Source organism: Blautia massiliensis (ex Durand et al. 2017), from assembly GCF_001487165.1.
Lineage (GTDB): Bacteria > Bacillota > Clostridia > Lachnospirales > Lachnospiraceae > Blautia_A > Blautia_A fusiformis.
The window spans coordinates 3,068,463-3,086,496 of the sequence record NZ_LN913006.1 but is presented as its reverse complement, the minus strand read 5'-3'; the positions used below and the strand labels follow the sequence as shown (position 1 = coordinate 3,086,496).

Here is an 18,034-nt window from a genome sequence, read left to right as displayed (position 1 = left end):
GTTATGTCAAGGAGATATTCGCACTCCACACAGTATTATTTTTCAGAAAGTGGGGCTGACTGAAACTTGTACTGTACAGACTGTATCTTATCCGTAGATTGCCATTTGGAATCCTTGCAGGTATATTTGCGGAAGAAAACATACAGATTAAAAGTTCCCTCCTGGTCGATTCCTTCCTTGGAACCGATCTTCCAGGTGCTTCGGATCCGGTTGGAATTCGGATTCGCAGATGTACTCCAGTAAACAGGCACCCACTTAATGTCTCCGTTTTCCGGATCCTCATTATCGGTACCTGCACCGATAACCTTAAAATCATAAAATGTATCCGGGTAGAATTTCAGAGGAGAATCCAGCCCCTCTACCGTACTGTCCTCTGCCTTTGGTTTGGATGCTTTATGTTTTTTCTCAGAATCTGTTTTTTTCGCCGGGCGGCTGTCCTGATCCAGCTCCATCCGCTTCAGATCACTTAATTTCCCATTCTCATCCTCAATCTGGATATACAGATCAACTGCCTGGTCTGTATCCAGGTCTGCAAGTGTGATCCCGAACTCTTCATCCTCACTGATCAAAACCTCATCATTCACGGTATTTCCGGTCTCGATCTGAGGCACCTGGGAATTTCCGTCTTCCCCCCGCTCTGCCCATTTATAATAGCAGACGCCGTTAACGGCTGACGTAAGCGTTATCTCTGCCTGGGAATAGCTGTCCCATTTAAACCCTGTCCATTGTATTTCTGACTTTTTGGAATCCTTTGTATTGTTTTCTCCGGAACTCAGTTCCAGATCCTCCACAGTCTGTTCTTTTATGGTGTCACCACTTTAAATTCCGCTGCCATACAGGTAGCCGGTATCATGGTCATACCAAGAGCTACACTTAAGATTACCACAGGAAGCTTCTTTTTCATTTTTCCTTTCTCCTTTCGCATATGTCTTCATTATATAATTCTCCCCTATTGCTTGCAACAGAAAAGAAGCCTGATTTTGCTGTGACATAAAAGGCTCCGGAAACCTGCCGATTTCTCACACAGATTCCCGGAGCCTTCCATTCAATATTCAGTTGTGATAATAAAATTCCCTATCAGAACTCTGGTTCGATCAGTCCGTAAGTATTTCCTTTACGTTTATAAACTACGTTAACCTGCTCTGTCTCAGCATTAAAGAATACAAAGAAATTATGTCCGAGAAGCTCCATCTGTACGCATGCATCTTCCGGATACATTGGTTTGATCCCGAATTTCTTGGTACGGATGATCTTAACTTCCTCATCCTCTTCATAATCCTTATCAAGGTATGCCTTCTGGAAGTTTGTGGATTCCTGCTGCTTGTCAACGATCTTGTTCTTGTATTTACGAAGCTGACGCTCAATTACCTCTTCAACCAGATCGATGGATACATACATATCATTGCTTACCTGCTCGGAACGGATAATGTTACCTTTCACAGGGATCGTTACCTCGATCTTCTGGCGATCCTTCTCAACGCTTAAGGTTACTGAAATCTCAGTTTCAGGAGTGAAATACCTTTCAAGTTTACCAAGCTTGTCCTCAACAGCTGTTTTAAGTCCTTCGGTTACTGCTATATTCTTTCCACTAATAATAAATTTCATGACTTCCATCCCCTTTGCTGTTTTATGTTGCTATTATAACATATTAAATTGAATTTTAACATCACTTTTCAAAAATTTCATAAATTTTTTCCAAATTTATTCGATATATTCCTTCAAAATGTTTTTTTTGTCGTGAATGCGCAACTATTAGAGTATTTCATCTAATTAATTCATTACAAATGTATATCTGCACACCAGTGCCAGAAGATTGATGGGACAAAAGCATCTGCTTCACTATTTGTATATACTATTTCATTTTAGCCAGAGCTTCAAAGGGTATACTTCCGCCAAAAATATCCAAAGCACTGCCAACAGTCACATCCAGTCTGCCCTGACCTGCTTTTCGAAGCTCTTCAATATCTGCCATAGAACCCACACCGCCTGCATAGGTCACCGGATGGGCTGTATATTGTCCCAGAAGCTTTGCAAGCTCTGTTTCCACACCTCGGGCCTTTCCTTCCACATCCACTGCATGGACCAGAAATTCGTCGCAGAAGCTTCCAAGCCTTTCCATCAGCTCCGGTGTCACGATCTCTTCTGTAAATTTCTGCCATCGGTCTGTGACAATATAATATTTGCCATCTTTTTTGCGGCAGCTCAGGTCAAGTACAAGATGTTCTTTCCCTGTAGCATCACGGATCTTCTCCAGATTTTTCCAGGAGATCACTCCGTTTTTAAACACATAGGAGGTTACGATCACGTGGCTGGCGCCAGCCTCCAGATATTCTGCCGCATTCTCCGGGCAGATGCCGCCTCCGATCTGAAGCCCTCCGGGATATTTTCCCAGAGCCTGAAGTGCCTGGGCTTTCGTTGCTTCATAGTTCGGGGAATCCTTTCCGTTCAGAAGGATCACATGACCGCCCTTTAATCCTGCCTTCTTATAAAGCTCTGCATAGAATGCCGCATCCTGCTCTGACACAAAATTTTCTGCCGCCTGATCCCCCTGATCCTTCAGGCTTCCTCCTACGATCTGTTTTACTTTTCCGTTATGTATATCAATGCATGGTCTGAATTTCATAATCCTGTCCTCCATTTTCTTTCCATGCACTGATAATAGCATCTGAAACAGTTTTATGCAATGCTGTGGTAAAATATCTGTTATCTTCCTTCTACCGCATTTCCCACTGCGTTTCCGATATCATCCACTGCATTACCTACGCCGTCGCCAAGGTCCTTTACACTGTCACCCAGCTCACCGGATACAGTTCCGTCATTTTCGTTTCTGTCAGCATCCGCAGCTCCGGGTGCTGCTGTCCCGTTATTTCCATTTCCTGCAGGCGTCACGGTAATATTTCCATCGGACATCTCATTGTTATCCGTGCCGGAATCCTTAATGCTCTCTCCATTGTCCTTCACACCGTCATTGTCTGCTTTTTCTTCCATAGTTTCATCTTCTGCGGCAGTATTTTCGTTTGTATCTTTTTCCTTATCCTTCGTGTTTTTATCTTTTTCATCCACTGTTTCATCCGCATTGTTTACCTCTGTGCCGCAGGCTGTAAATGTACACAGAGACAGGGTAAGCAAAGTACCAAAAAGAATCGCCTTCCATTTTTTCATATGATCTTCTCCTTTTTCTAAAAAATTCTGTATTCCTAATATGGCACTTTTTCCGCTATCCTATTCTGGGAAAAATTTCAAAAACCGCAATTTCATCAAAAAAAGACGGGGTCCGATCTTACACGAACCCCGTCTGTATTACCTGTATTTTATTCTGTTGCGGCTCAATCTGTCAGAATCAGCCGATCACGTCACTCATATCATAACGTCCTGCCGGTTTGCCTGCAAGGAATTTGGCTGCTTCTACAGCACCTTTTCCAAAAATAGCCTTGGAATATGCAGTATGCTTGAACTCGATCACTTCGTCCTGACCTGCAAAAATTATCTCATGCTCACCTACGATAGTTCCACCGCGAACTGCGGAGATACCGATCTCCTTATCATCGCGTTTTTCACGTTTCTGGCTGCGGTCATATACATAATGATACTGATTATCCATAGCTTCATTAATGCTGTCTGCCAGCGCAAGTGCAGTACCACTTGGTGCGTCTAATTTCAGGCGGTGATGCTTCTCTACGATCTCCATATCAAAGCCTGCAGCTGCAAGAACCTTAGCTGCGTCCTGAACCAGCTTCAGAAGTGTGTTGATACCAAGAGACATGTTTGCGGATTTCAGCACTGCTACCTTTCGGGATGTTTCTTCCACTTTTGCAAGCTGCTCCTGGCTTAAACCGGTACTGCACAGAACAACCGGGATCTGGCGTGCCGCGCTGTACTCAAGAAGCTTGTCTGTTGCCTTTGCGGAAGAAAAATCAATGATCGCATCTGCCTCTACCTGACATGCGTCAATATCGGTAAATACCGGATAGCTGTTTTTTCCCTGATCTGCAATATCAATACCTGCTACGATCTCAGCATCCGGATCTTTCTCCACAATGCCGCTGATGACCTGGCCCATATGTCCGTTGCAGCCGTGCATGATGATTTTTACCATAGTATATTCTCCTTTACCTTTCGCTTACAGTCAGATCATTTAGCAAGCTTAAGGCCGAATTTCTCGATCTCTTTTGCAAGAGCTGCCTTTGTGTCCTCTTCCATCTCGCAGAGCGGCATACGAAGCGGCCCTACGTTCATTCCCATAAGGTTCATAGCTGTCTTAACAGGAATCGGGTTTACTTCGCTGAACAGCGCATTGATCAGCGGAAGAGCTTTCAGCTGATCCTCTGTTGCTCCCTTGGTGTCGCCGTCGAAATATTTCATGACCATGTCATGTGTAAACTTCGGTGCAACGTTGGAAAGCACGGAAATAACTCCAAGTCCGCCAAGAGAAAGAATCGGAAGTACCTGATCATCATTTCCGGAGTAAAGCTCAAGCTGTCCGTCTGCCAGAGACATCATCTTGGCGATCTGGGAAAGATCTCCTGTTGCTTCCTTGATTCCGACAATGTTCTTTACATTCTTTGCAAGGTAAGCTGCTGTAGCCGGCTGGATGTTGCAGCCTGTACGGCTCGGTACGTTGTACATGATGAGCGGAGTTTCCGGAACTGCATTGGCAATTGCTGTGTAGTGAGCGATAAGACCCTTCTGTGTAGCCTTGTTATAGTAAGGTGTTACAATAAGAAGAGCGTCTGCGCCATAGGAAGCTGCTTCCTTGGACATCATGATCGCTGTCTCTGTACAATTGGAACCTGTTCCTGCAATAACAGGCACACGTTTGTTAACTTTATCAATTGTGAACTTAATTGTCTGAAGATGCTCTCCGTGTGTCAGAGTAGAAGATTCTCCTGTTGTTCCACAGATAACGATGGCGTCTGTGCTGTTCGCGATCTGATCCTCAAGGATCTCCTCAAGTTTCTCAAAATTCACTTTACCGTCTTCATGCATAGGTGTTACGATTGCAACGCCTGTTCCTTTAAAAATTGCCATTTGTCTTCCTCCTTCTTTCTTCTGTGAAATATTGCTTATTCCCGTTCCTGGTCAGTCAGCTCTGTTGTTATCGTGGTAATACTATCCACATAGGGCTTCAAAGCATCCGGAAGCCAGCGTCCGGTCATAATTATATGCATACTTTCATCCTTCTGCTTAAGCATATCGATGATCGTCTCAACTGGAGCGATTCCTTTATCCATAAGCCCGAGGATCTCATCCAGTAGCAGAAAATCACACTCTCTGGTAGCAATTACCTTCCGTGCGAAATTAAGGCCATTGAGAATATTGGTTCTCTCTTCTGCCTTTTCCTGCTCACTTAGGTCATTATAGCAGGTGTCCATTTTTTCGAAACGGAAAATCTTGAAATCAAAATTATCCAGTTCCTCAAGGAAATCCAGTTCTCTGCGTTCCCTGCCCTTGAGGAACTGTATGATGATCACACTTTTTCCCTGTGTAGCAAAGCGCAGCCCCCGGCCTACAGCCAGAGTTGTCTTTCCTTTCCCGTTCCCGCAATAAACCTCTGTTATTTCTCTTTCCATGATTTTTCCTCTTACTGTTAGTGAAACCGGTAATTCCCCATTTTTCTGATTTTTTTAATATTACCGCAGATTGGCTGGAAATGCAAGTGTTACCTTAATGTTCTCACCACTATTCCAAAATATATCCAATGTTACTCAACATATTCCAATTTACTCACCGAAACTTCATAGGCAATCCTTTTTTCTGTTTCGTTTTCACTAATCCGTTTCATGTACTCCCTGCTCTGGATCCTGCCCCAGATCAGTACATGCCCGCCTACTTCAAAAGCAGAAGCATATCTGGCATTTCTTCCCCAGCATATACATGGTATGTAATCGGATTTTCCGTAAGGTCGATTGACTGCCATCAGAAGATCTGCGATCTCTCTTCCCAACGGTGTTTTTCTGTATACAGGCGGTTTACAGATATATCCGTCCAGAAAGATCTGATTGACCGGCACAGTTTCTTCTTCCTCCCCCACAAACTTCACTTCCCGGGCAAAGACTGAAAGCACAAGCCGGTTTCTCTTTTCTTCATGACGGTTATAGGATCGGAACTGTCCGTGGATCTCGATATATTCTCCCACATAATCCTGTGTGATATCGATCAGCCGCTCAGACACCATCACCGGGATCCTGTCCTCCGAATCGCTGAGACGTTTTACCAGGATATCCATCATGTAAAATCCTTCTCCAAAGACCTGATGGCTGAAAGTAAACCCCGTAGCGATCCGTCCCATAACGGATACCTGATTGTTTTCAATAATTTTATCTGCCATAATAAGTAGCTCTCCTTCCTCTTCGTGTATTTCGTCTATATCAATCTATGTGTATTTACGGTATAATATGCCTGAAAAATGAAAAACCAAAAATATTTTTTTATGTCTTGTAATCTCACAAAAATGTGATAGACTATAAATTTGGACATCATTTTTAACAAAAAAGATTACTTATATATGGAAAGAAAGGATTTGGATTATATGAAGACCAAGCGTGAAGATGTTCGTAACGTGGCCATTATCGCCCATGTCGATCACGGTAAAACAACACTTGTTGACGAGCTTTTGAAACAGAGCGGTGTTTTCCGTGAGAACCAGGAAGTCCAGGAACGTGTCATGGACTCCAACGATATTGAGCGTGAGCGCGGCATTACGATTCTCTCCAAAAACACCGCAGTTCATTATAAGGATGTAAAAATCAATATCATCGATACTCCAGGTCATGCGGACTTCGGCGGCGAGGTAGAGCGTGTGCTGAAGATGGTAGACGGCGTTATTCTTCTTGTGGACGCCTTCGAGGGTGCCATGCCTCAGACTAAATTTGTACTTCGTAAAGCTCTCGAACTGAACCTGCATGTTATTGTCTGCATCAATAAGATCGACCGTCCGGAAGCACGTCCGGAGGAGGTTGTCGACGAGGTTCTGGAGCTTCTCATGGATCTGGACGCATCTGACGAACAGCTGGACTGCCCGTTCCTGTATGCCTCCGCAAAGGCCGGCTACGCAGTTCGTAACCTCGATGATAAGCCTGAGAATATGGCTCCTCTTTTTGAGACCATCCTTGATGCGATCCCTGCTCCGGAGGGAGATCCGGACGGAGATACACAGGTTCTTATCAGCACCATCGACTACAATGAGTATGTAGGCCGTATCGGTGTCGGTAAGGTTGAGCGCGGAACCATTTCCGTGAACCAGGAGCTGATGCTTCTGAACCATCATGACCCTGACAAACACGAGCGCGTAAAGATCAGCAAACTCTACGAATTTGACGGACTGAACAAAGTTGAAGTTAAAAGCGCTACCATCGGAGCTATTGTTGCAATCTCCGGTATCGCGGATATCCACATTGGAGATACCCTCTGTGCAGGAGACAACCCGGAGTCCATTCCGTTCCAGAAGATTTCCGAGCCAACAATCTCCATGAACTTCCTTGTAAACGACAGTCCTCTTGCAGGACAGGAAGGTAAATACATCACTTCCCGTCACCTTCGTGACCGTCTCTACCGTGAGCTGAACACAGACGTCAGCCTTCGTGTAGAAGACACCGATACAACCGAGTGCTTCAAGGTTTCCGGCCGTGGTGAGCTTCACCTCTCCGTTCTTATTGAGAACATGCGCCGTGAGGGATACGAGTTTGCAGTCAGCAAACCGGAGGTTCTCTATCACACAGACGAGCGTGGACGTAAACTGGAGCCGATCGAAATCGCATACGTTGACGTTCCGGAAGAATTTTCCGGTACTATCATCCAGAAACTCAGCGAGCGTAAAGGTGAGCTTCAGGGTATGAGCACAGCAAGCGACGGAACTGTACGTCTCGAGTTCTCCATCCCCTCCCGTGGACTAATCGGATTCCGTAACGAATTCCTTACCTCCACCAAGGGTACCGGTATCCTGAACACCATGTTTGACGGATACGCACCATACAAGGGAGACTTCCCGTACCGTAAACAGGGTTCCCTCATCGCTTTCGAGGCAGGCGAGACTGTTACCTACGGTCTTTTCTCTGCTCAGGAGCGTGGTACTCTCTTTGTCGGACCTGGCGAGAAGGTGTACAGCGGTATGGTCATCGGACAGAACGGAAAGGCCGAGGATATCGAACTGAATGTCTGCAAGACCAAGCACCTTACCAATACTCGTTCCTCTTCCGCTGACGATGCACTGAAGCTTGTTCCGCCAAAGATCTTAAGTCTTGAGCAGGCCATTGAATTCATCGACCAGGATGAGCTTCTTGAGGTAACACCGACAAGCCTTCGTATCCGTAAACGTATTCTGGACTCCAGAGACAGAAAACGTGCCGCATTCCGCAAGAGCTGATCGAACCTGGCTATCATTTACTGTTGAGCAGAAACCTTTTACAGTAATTCGGCGCAAAGCCGCATAGTGAATGCGGATGCTTTTATCCGCCTGACCTATATTTATATAAACTGCCATATGGGAAGCATTTCCTGTATGGCAGTTTTTTTCTGCATTTCTGAAAAAAATCCCGATAATTTCCGCCTAATTATTCTGAAAATTTAAATAATTTCAAGTTTTTTGGTTTCTTATGTTATCACGCTTTACTTTGCCACAATATTTTTGTGATTTTTTTATCAAAATTATTCCGTATTTTTGTTAATTATTTATCGAATTCTCTATTGACGTCTGGAATCACTTGAATTATAATGTGTACATGATCGTTTGACAAAAGTTTAACGTTAATGTTTTAACCACATGTTGCGTTTTATCTTTTGCCCACCCTTCATATGTGTGCATGTTTTTTGTCAGTGCTGACAATTTTTTAACATGTTTTTTGTGCACAGTGCTGAATTTTAAAAATTTTTTTTAAGATTTTTCCAATAATTCAGCGTTCTGCAAAGTAAAATTTACAGTATTTTCCCCTAATTTTCTGTTCGTCATTTTGCACATAGCGGCAAAATTCAGAATTTGCGTTTTTTTCAGAATTTTGATACTATATCAGTATCGAAACTGAAAATTCAATCAGATTGAATCAACAACGAAACGCAGCGCGGGGACTTACAAAAACTCTGCAGCATCTGCCGGCGAAAAAAGGATAAGCCCGCAGGACCACAGACCATTATCATATGAAAACAGGAGGATTCCACATGGCAAAGAAAGAAACTATCCCTACCATCATCGACACTCCAGAAGCCCTGACCGCGAAAATGGCTGCAATGAAAGAGGCACAGAAGATCTTTGCTACCTACACACAGGAGCAGGTCGACAAGATCTTTAAGGCAGCTGCTACTGCTGCTGACAAGATGCGTATCCCACTTGCCAAAATGGCTGTTGAGGAAACAGGCATGGGTATCATGGAAGACAAGGTTATCAAGAACCATTACGCAGCAGAGTATGTTTACAATGCATATAAGAACACTCAGACATGTGGTGTTGTAGAAGAAGACAAGGCATACGGACTCAAGAAGATCCTGGAACCTGTAGGACTGATTGCTGCAGTTATCCCTACAACCAACCCGACCTCCACAGCAATCTATAAATCTCTTATTTCCCTAAAAACCCGTAATGCGATCATCATCAGCCCGCATCCGCGTGCTAAGAAATCCACTATTGAAGCTGCAAAAGTTGTTCTGGAAGCAGCTGTTGCCGCAGGTGCGCCGGAAGGAATCATCGGATGGATCGATATCCCAAGCCTTGACCTTACCAACATGGTAATGCAGAACGCAGATATCATCCTTGCCACCGGTGGTCCCGGAATGGTCAAAGCAGCTTACTCCTCCGGTAAACCGGCTGTTGGTGTAGGACCCGGAAATACACCTGCCATTATTGATGACAGCGCAGATATCCGTCTTGCAGTTAACTCCATCATCCACTCCAAGACCTTTGACAATGGTATGATCTGTGCTTCCGAGCAGTCCGTAACTGTTCTGGAGAGCATTTATAAAGAAGTGAAGGAAGAGTTCCTTTACAGAGGATGCTACTTCCTTAAAAAAGACGAGATCGAGAAAGTCAGAAAGACCATCCTTATCAACGGCGCACTGAATGCCAAGATCGTAGGACAGAAAGCTGCTACTATCGCTGAAATGGCAGGCGTTACTGTACCGGCTGAGACCAAGATCCTGATCGGTGAGGTTGAGTCCGTTGATATCAGCGAAGAATTCGCACACGAGAAGCTTTCCCCTGTACTTGCCATGTACAAGGCCAAGAATTTTGACGATGCTGTTGCAAAGGCTGCGCAGCTCGTTGCAGACGGCGGCTATGGTCATACCTCTTCCCTCTACATCAACGTAAATGAAACAGAGAAGATGGATAAATTCGAAGCAACTATGAAAACCTGCCGTATCCTTATCAATACACCTTCTTCCCAGGGTGGTATCGGTGACCTTTATAACTTCAAGCTTGCTCCATCCCTTACTCTTGGCTGCGGTTCCTGGGGCGGTAACTCCGTATCCGAGAACGTTGGTGTCAAACACCTTCTCAATACCAAGACTGTTGCTGAAAGGAGAGAGAATATGCTCTGGATGAGAACACCGGAAAAGGTTTACTTTAAGAAGGGCTGTATGCCGGTTGCTCTTGATGAGCTCGGTACTGTTATGGGCAAGAAACGCTGCTTCATCGTAACAGACTCCTTCCTCTACAAGAATGGCTACACCAAACCGATCGAAGATAAACTGGATCAGATGGGCATCGTTCATACATGCTTCTCTGATGTAGCTCCTGACCCGTCTCTCGCTTCCGCCAAAGCCGGTGCCAAGGCTATGACAGCCTTTGAGCCAGACTGCATCATCGCTCTTGGCGGCGGTTCCGCAATGGATGCCGGCAAGGTTATGTGGATGCTTTATGAGAATCCGGACGCTGACTTTTCCGATATGTCCATGGACTTCATGGATATCCGTAAGAGAGTTTATACCTTCCCGAAGATGGGTAAAAAAGCTTACTTCGTAGCGATCCCGACCTCTTCCGGTACAGGCTCCGAGGTTACTCCTTTCGCCATCATCACAGATCAGGATACCGGCGTTAAATGGCCACTGGCTGATTACGAGCTTCTCCCGGATATGGCGATCGTAGATACCAATAACATGATGAGCGCACCGAAGGGACTTACCCGTGCTTCCGGTATCGATGTTATGACACATGCCATTGAGGCTTATGTTTCCATGATGGCTTCCGATTACACCGATGGTCTTGCACTGAAAGCGATCAAGCTTGTATTTGAGTATCTGCCGCGTGCATATAAAGATGGCAATGACGTAGAGGCCAGAGATCACATGGCTAACGCTTCCTGCATGGCAGGTCTTGCATTCGCCAATGCATTCCTCGGCGTTAACCACTCTCTCGCTCACAAGCTCGGTGCTTTCCACCACCTGCCACACGGTATCGCAAACGCAGTTGTTCTTCTGGATGTTATGCGTTACAACAGTGCTGAGGTTCCGACTAAGATGGGTACTTTCCCACAGTATCAGTATCCGAAGACACTTGCACGCTACGCTGAGATCGGACGTTCTGTAGGTCTTACAGGCAAGAACGATGCAGAAGTATTCGAAAAACTTCTTGCTAAACTGGATGAGCTTATGAGAACTATCGAGATCCTGCCGACGATCCGTGATTACGGCGTAGATGAGAAGCATTTCCTGGAAACTCTGGATGAGATGTCCGAGCAGGCCTTCAATGACCAGTGTACCGGTGCCAACCCGAGATATCCGCTTGTATCCGAGCTGAAAGATATCTATCTGAAAGCTTATTACGGAGAAATGCCAAATAAAGAAAAGAAAAAAGCCAAATAAATGTGGAACATCCTTTTAATGAAACACAGTCGGGAGTCTATTCACTCCCGACTACGTTTCATTTGCTTATTCCCTCTTGCAAAAGATCCCCGATACAGGGCTGCATGAACAGACTGTACCGGGGATCTTTTATTCAACTGCTTGGTAATGATCGTTTATTTCAAGCCATACTCTGCTGCAAGTTTTTTAAATTCAGGAAGAGAATTCACAATTGTCTCATAAGATACACAATATGCAAGTCTCACATAACCGGGGCATGCGAAGGAGCTTCCCGGTACCATAAGGATGTTATATTTCTTACCGGCTTCACAGAAGGCTTTTTCGTCTTCAACCGGAGATTTTACAAAGAGATAGAAGGCACCCTGTGGTTTGATACACTCAAATCCGCATTCTTTCAGGCCATTATAAAGTGCCTGCCGATTTTTATCATAAGCTACAAGATCCGTCTTGGCGTCTACACATTTTGCAACTACCTTCTGGATCAGGGACGGTGCATTTACACAGCCAAGTGTACGGTTTGCAATGGTTGCTGCAGAGATCAGCTCTTCGCTTCCGTCTGCCTCATCAGGGATCACCAGATATCCGATACGTTCACCCGGAAGGGAAAGAGATTTGCTGTAGGAATAGCCCACAACAGTATTGTTATAATATTTCGTCAGGTATGGGACCTCCACGCCATCATAAGCCAGCTCACGGTATGGCTCATCGGAGATCAGGTAGATCACACTTCCGAACTCTTTCTGTTTTGCTTCCAGGATTGCGGAAAGTTTCTTGATCGTTTCTTCTGAATATACAACTCCGGTAGGATTGTGTGGGGTATTTACGATAACTGCTCTTGTCTTCGGTGTGATCTTCTGTTCAAATTCAGCGAGATTTGGCTGGAAGGTTGTGGTATCCGGAGAGATTTCCACAAGGACACCATCATAATTGCGGACATATGCACCGTATTCCAGAAAATATGGTGCAAAAACGATCACCTCTTCTCCAGGATTCAGGATTGTTTTCAGGATCACATTCAGTCCGCTTGCAGCACCGACGGTCATGATCAGATTCTTTGCGGAAAATTTCGTATCGAAACGTCTGTTGAGGGATTCTGCGATGGTCTGGCGTACATCCTCAAAGCCTGCGTTGCTCATATATCCGTGAAGAACTGTCGGATCCGTAGTGTTTACAAGCTCGATAATTGCTTCGCGGACGCTGTCCGGTGCCGGTACACTTGGATTTCCGAGACTGAAATCAAAAACCTTGTCTGCGCCGTATTTCGCACGGAGGCGGTTTCCTTCCTCAAACATCATACGGATGGCGGAATTATTTTTTACGTAGGGTTTCATTTTTTCTGATATCATTTTGTGCTCTCTCCTTTTATCCGATTTTACAGGGTTTCATATCATTATTTCTACCATAGTCAGAATCTGTTGTACTGTCTACAATTTTACCCCGTCTTGCTTCAGCGTGTCAATACTTTGTCTAGGTAAAGTGCTTCATATTTTCCTATGGACAATGCTAGTGTACCTGTTTGTCTTCCGGTTTCGTTCGCACGATCCATACTGACAGCGTGCTTCCCACCAGCGCGATCACGAATCCGGCCAGAACATCTGTCGGATAATGAACCCCAAGATACAGTCTGGAAAATGCCACCAGTGCTGCCAGGACTACTGCCGGGATTCCGAATTTCTTCGGAAGCATCCGAAGCATTACCAGAGCAACGGCAAAGGATGCTGTGGTGTGACCTGACGGAAAAGAGAAATCCTTCGGTTTGGTGATCATAGGGATGAGAGCTTCGATTTCCGCAAAAGGCCTTGGTCTTGCCACTATATTTTTGAGAAGCAGGTTGGTAACGATCGCCCCGAAGATCAGGGACAAGGCTGCCGCATAGCCTGTTTTTCTTGTCTTTTGAACAGCAAGAAGAACAACTGCACAGAGGATCCAGAACCATCCTCCGTTTCCCAGAAATGTAACAGATTTCATAAATGGTGTCAGCATATCCGTTCTTAAATATCGCTGGATCAGGAGAAGGATTTCTCCGTCCAGCTGTTGTATTGACTGTAAAATATTCATATACCTTTTACTGATCAGACGCTACCGCAATCTGCTTTGCGAGCTGTTCATAGCCATGCAGCTGCTCGGCAGTTTACCTGGTCAGATCAGCTTTCTCCTCTTTCTTTATTTTTCATTTCTTTATTTTTCAGCAGACAGAACAGCTTTCTTTTATATTTCTGCATCTGCAACTGTCTGATTTACTTATCATCTATTATACTGTATTTTTCTTGATTTTCTGATAACAAAAGCTAAATATTTTATAAATAAAACGCCCCTGCACTGCCGAAATTTCACACAGTACAGGGACATCTCCTTTCCGTTACTTAAAACTTTCTATATAAACTTTTCTTTTTCTTTCAGGATGGCTGCGCTTTACGCTCCGCGCTCTGCCTCCCGCTCCTTATAATGATGTGCCTCCTCCAGCATCATATCTTTCACCTTCATCAGTCGGATCTGGGTACTTCTCTCGTTCTCATCCAGCTTCATGGTGATGTATTTGATGTTTGCCTGTGCTTCCGGTATAATGACATGCTCCAGGGCATTTACACGACGCCTTGTTTTTTCGATCTCGGAAGCCATAAGCTGACAGGCCTTTTCCACTTCTGCCAGACGAAGCATATCCGGCAGGATGTCTGCCAGGGATTTTACCGCTCCGTCCAGATCACTGGATGTAAAAGCAAAGCCATAGGAATAGATATCGTTAGCATCCGGTGTTCTTGTTTTGTATTCAAAAACAGGAATATCCACACTCATGACATTCTTTTTTCCGGTTTCCAGATAAACTTCCTGCTTGGGAGCCATCAGTGCCGTATTCAGCGTCTCCTCCGACATTCCTGCTTTTGCAATGACAAAATTGGTGTTGGCGCTTCGGATACCGGCTTCTACTTTTTTTCGCAGCTCCATATTCTCCCGTACCAGATCCAGGAACTGTCTCATCAGCTCGTCCCGCTTATCCTTCAGGAGCTTATGGCCACGTACTGCAGTCACCAGCTTCTTTTTCTGCTTCGTAAGCTCCATACGGGTAGGATTCACCTGTGTTGATGCCACAAATCATCCCCCCTTTATACTTTTCCGTAATACTGATCAAGGAATTTGTCATCGATACGTTTCAGCTCGCTTCTCGGAAGAATGGAAAGCAGCTTCCAGCCGATGGCCAGTGTTTCCTCAATATCACGGTTAGCCTGATAGCCCTGGGAAACATATTCCTTCTCGAAAGCATCTGCAAATTTTGCATAAATCAGGTCAATATCGGAAAGAGCTGCCTCACCAAGAATGGTCATCAGCTCTTTGGCCTCTTTACCACGGGCATATGCGGCAAACAGCTGGTTCATGGTGTTTGCATGGTCTGCTCTTGTCTTGCCTTCACCGATACCCTTATCCTTCAGTCGTGACAGAGACGGAAGAACATCGATGGGCGGTGTGATTCCCTTACGGTAAAGCTCACGGCTCAGGATGATCTGTCCCTCTGTGATGTAACCGGTAAGGTCCGGGATCGGATGGGTCTTATCATCCTCAGGCATAGTCAGGATCGGAACCATGGTGATACTTCCTGATTTTCCTTTCTGACGGCCTGCACGCTCATAAAGAGAAGCAAGATCTGTGTACATATATCCGGGATATCCACGACGTCCCGGAACCTCCTTACGAGCCGCGGAAACCTCACGGAGCGCATCCGCATAGTTTGTAATATCTGTAAGGATTACCAATACGTGCATGTCTTTTTCGAAGGCAAGATATTCAGCCGCTGTCAGTGCCATTCGCGGAGTAGCGATACGCTCAACAGCAGGGTCATTTGCCAGGTTTACAAAAAGAACAGTACGGTCTATCGCTCCGGTTTCCTTAAAGCTCTCTACAAAGAAGTTGGACTCCTCGAAAGTGATACCCATGGCTGCAAATACAACGGCAAACTGCTCATCTTTTCCGCGAACCTTCGCCTGTCTTGCGATCTGTGCCGCAAGCTGTGCATGGGGAAGACCGGATGCGGAGAAGATCGGAAGCTTCTGTCCGCGTACCAGGGTGTTCAGTCCGTCAATCGCAGATACACCCGTCTGGATAAACTCCTCCGGATAGCTTCTGGCCGCCGGATTCATGGGAAGTCCATTGATATCTCTTCTCTCTTCCGGAAGGATCTCCGGGCCGTCATCAATGGGACGTCCCAGTCCGTCAAAAACACGACCCAGCATATCGCCGGATACACCCAGCTCCATGCTCCGTCCCAGGAAACGTACCTTGCTGTTGGAAAGGTTGATACCCGTGGAGCTCTCAAACAGCTGCACCAGTGCATTGCTTCCGTCGATCTCCAGAACACGGCATCTTCTTGTTTCGCCATCGGCAAGCTCAATCTCACCAAGCTCGTCAAATGCTACATCTTCAACGCCCCGTACCAGCATCAAAGGGCCGGCAACTTCCTGTATGGTCCTATATTCTTTTGGCATTTTACAGGCCCTCCTTTCCCAGAAGTTCTGCAGTCTCTGCTGCCAGCTGGCGGGTTACTTTCTCATATTCTGCTGCCAGCTGATCTTCTTTTGTATATTTATAACGGCCGATCTGCTCACGTACCGGAAGCTTTACGATATCATTGATATCTGCGCCCTGTTTCAGCACATCCAGACCCGCATCATAAAATGCAAGTACCAGACGCATCATATTGTGCTGTTTTTCCAGAGATGTGTAGGTATCGATCTCGTGGAAAGAGTTCTGGTGGAGGAAATCCTCTCGGATGGAACGGGCTGCTTCCATTTTCAGTCGGTCACCCGGAGAAAGCGCATCCATACCTACCATCTTTACGATTTCTTCCAGCTCTGCCTCTTCCTGAAGAAGGGTCATCATTCTCTGACGGAGCTTCATCCAGTCATTCGCTACATTTTCGTCAAACCATCCGCCAACGCTGTCCAGATACAGAGAATAGCTGGTCAGCCAGTTGATCGCCGGGAAATGACGTTTGTATGCAAGGTTTGCATCCAGTCCCCAGAATACCTTTACGATTCGAAGTGTCGCCTGGGAAACCGGCTCGGAGATATCACCACCTGGAGGAGATACGGCGCCGATCGCTGTCAGGGCACCCTCTCTTCCGTCTTTTCCACTGCAGATCACATGTCCGGCACGCTCATAGAACTGTGCAAGACGGGAACCAAGATATGCAGGATAACCTTCCTCGCCTGGCATCTCCTCCAGTCGTCCGGACATCTCACGGAGAGCCTCAGCCCATCTGGAAGTAGAATCTGCCATCAATGCTACGGAATATCCCATATCACGGAAATACTCCGCAATTGTAATACCTGTATAGATCGACGCCTCACGAGCTGCAACCGGCATATCTGAGGTATTGGCGATCAGAACCGTACGCTCCATCAGGGATTGTCCTGTTTTCGGATCCTTCAGCTCCGGGAACTCGTTCAGAACATCTGTCATCTCATTTCCACGCTCACCGCAGCCGATATAAACCACGATATCTGCCTCAGCCCATTTTGCAAGCTGATGCTGGATAACCGTCTTACCGCTTCCGAACGGGCCGGGAACTGCTGCCACACCACCCTTGGCAATAGGGAACATGGTATCAATAACACGCTGTCCTGTTACCAGAGGCTTGGCTGGCGGAAGTTTCTTCTTATATGGACGGCCACGTCGTACCGGCCAGTGCTGCATCAGGGTCAGCTCTTTATCGCCGTCTGCTGTGGAAAGAACTGCAACGGTCTCATCCACGGTAAACTCGCCGGATTTAATTTCCTTCAGAGTACCTTTCATATTGGGAGGTACCATGATCTTCTGTGTAACAACGATAGTCTCCTGAACGGTTCCAAGAACATCGCCGCCCTCCAGCGGATCTCCCACCTTCGCAACCGGAATGAAATTCCATTTTTTGTCCCGCTTCAGGGCAGGAACCTCAACGCCTCGTTTCAGGTTGTTGCTGCCTGCTACCTTCATGATGTCATCCAGCGGACGCTGGATTCCATCGTAAATGCTTGTAATAAGGCCAGGACCAAGCTCCACGGAAAGGGGCACCTCCATGGACTCTACCGGTTCTCCCGGACGAAGTCCTGAAGTCTCCTCATATACCTGTATGGAAGCCTCATCTTCATGCATCTCAATGATCTCACCGATCAGACGCTGGCTGCTTACACGAACCACGTCATACATATTTGCATCCCGCATACCCTTGGCAATTACCAGCGGTCCTGCCACCTTCTTAATGGTTCCTCTGCTCATC

Annotated in this window: 15 protein-coding genes; 2 read left to right on the top strand and 13 right to left on the bottom strand. The window is 46.0% G+C overall.

Features of this window, described 5'->3' with window-relative positions:
* Positions 1-35 precede the first annotated feature (35 nt).
* From BN3261_RS15140 to BN3261_RS15105, 8 genes are all read right to left on the bottom strand, one after another.
* Positions 36-791 (bottom strand): hypothetical protein, encoded by a 756-nt coding sequence (locus BN3261_RS15140; protein ID WP_059086688.1) that lies wholly within the window; start codon positions 789-791, stop codon positions 36-38.
* 286 nt (positions 792-1,077) lie between these two features.
* A complete protein-coding gene (gene hpf / locus BN3261_RS15135) occupies positions 1,078-1,605 on the bottom strand; it encodes a ribosome hibernation-promoting factor, HPF/YfiA family (protein WP_015526242.1) in 528 nt (175 codons plus the stop codon).
* Positions 1,606-1,852: 247 nt separating this feature from the next.
* Positions 1,853-2,623, bottom strand: coding sequence for a phosphoribosylformimino-5-aminoimidazole carboxamide ribotide isomerase (hisA, locus tag BN3261_RS15130; protein ID WP_059086687.1), 771 nt, complete (start codon positions 2,621-2,623; stop codon positions 1,853-1,855).
* Between the two features lie 80 nt (positions 2,624-2,703).
* Positions 2,704-3,162 (bottom strand): hypothetical protein, encoded by a 459-nt coding sequence (locus BN3261_RS15125; RefSeq protein WP_021652687.1) that lies wholly within the window; start codon positions 3,160-3,162, stop codon positions 2,704-2,706.
* 178 nt (positions 3,163-3,340) lie between these two features.
* Positions 3,341-4,096, bottom strand: coding sequence for a 4-hydroxy-tetrahydrodipicolinate reductase (dapB, locus tag BN3261_RS15120; RefSeq protein ID WP_015526245.1), 756 nt, complete (start codon positions 4,094-4,096; stop codon positions 3,341-3,343).
* Between the two features lie 35 nt (positions 4,097-4,131).
* Entirely contained in the window at positions 4,132-5,028 is an 897-nt protein-coding gene (gene dapA, locus BN3261_RS15115; RefSeq protein WP_015526246.1) for a 4-hydroxy-tetrahydrodipicolinate synthase, read from the bottom strand.
* 35 nt (positions 5,029-5,063) lie between these two features.
* The gene (locus tag BN3261_RS15110; protein ID WP_015526247.1) at positions 5,064-5,570 is read right to left on the bottom strand and encodes a cob(I)yrinic acid a,c-diamide adenosyltransferase; all 507 of its coding nucleotides are present in this window, start codon (positions 5,568-5,570) and stop codon (positions 5,064-5,066) included.
* A gap of 131 nt (positions 5,571-5,701) precedes the next feature.
* Entirely contained in the window at positions 5,702-6,328 is a 627-nt protein-coding gene (locus tag BN3261_RS15105; RefSeq protein ID WP_015526248.1) for a single-stranded DNA-binding protein, read from the bottom strand.
* A gap of 201 nt (positions 6,329-6,529) precedes the next feature.
* Between BN3261_RS15105 and typA the strand changes: the two genes are divergently transcribed.
* Both typA and adhE read left to right on the top strand, forming a co-directional pair.
* The gene (gene typA, locus BN3261_RS15100) at positions 6,530-8,362 is read left to right on the top strand and encodes a translational GTPase TypA (RefSeq protein WP_059086972.1); all 1,833 of its coding nucleotides are present in this window, start codon (positions 6,530-6,532) and stop codon (positions 8,360-8,362) included.
* 788 nt (positions 8,363-9,150) lie between these two features.
* Positions 9,151-11,787 (top strand): bifunctional acetaldehyde-CoA/alcohol dehydrogenase, encoded by a 2,637-nt coding sequence (gene adhE, locus BN3261_RS15095; protein ID WP_059086686.1) that lies wholly within the window; start codon positions 9,151-9,153, stop codon positions 11,785-11,787.
* A gap of 155 nt (positions 11,788-11,942) precedes the next feature.
* Here the strand turns inward: adhE and BN3261_RS15090 are convergent, their stop codons facing one another.
* The 5 genes from BN3261_RS15090 to BN3261_RS15070 all read right to left on the bottom strand — a co-directional run bounded on the left by BN3261_RS15090 (position 11,943) and on the right by BN3261_RS15070 (position 18,033).
* Positions 11,943-13,133, bottom strand: coding sequence for a pyridoxal phosphate-dependent aminotransferase (locus BN3261_RS15090; protein ID WP_059086685.1), 1,191 nt, complete (start codon positions 13,131-13,133; stop codon positions 11,943-11,945).
* 157 nt (positions 13,134-13,290) lie between these two features.
* A complete protein-coding gene (locus tag BN3261_RS15085; protein WP_059086684.1) occupies positions 13,291-13,845 on the bottom strand; it encodes a phosphatase PAP2 family protein in 555 nt (184 codons plus the stop codon).
* A gap of 354 nt (positions 13,846-14,199) precedes the next feature.
* Complete coding sequence (locus tag BN3261_RS15080) at positions 14,200-14,874, bottom strand: V-type ATP synthase subunit D (protein ID WP_021975777.1); 675 nt, start codon at positions 14,872-14,874, stop codon at positions 14,200-14,202.
* Positions 14,875-14,888: 14 nt separating this feature from the next.
* Entirely contained in the window at positions 14,889-16,262 is a 1,374-nt protein-coding gene (locus BN3261_RS15075) for a V-type ATP synthase subunit B (protein ID WP_015526254.1), read from the bottom strand.
* 1 nt (position 16,263) lies between these two features.
* The gene (locus BN3261_RS15070) at positions 16,264-18,033 is read right to left on the bottom strand and encodes a V-type ATP synthase subunit A (protein ID WP_059086683.1); all 1,770 of its coding nucleotides are present in this window, start codon (positions 18,031-18,033) and stop codon (positions 16,264-16,266) included.
* Position 18,034: the final 1 nt, after the last annotated feature.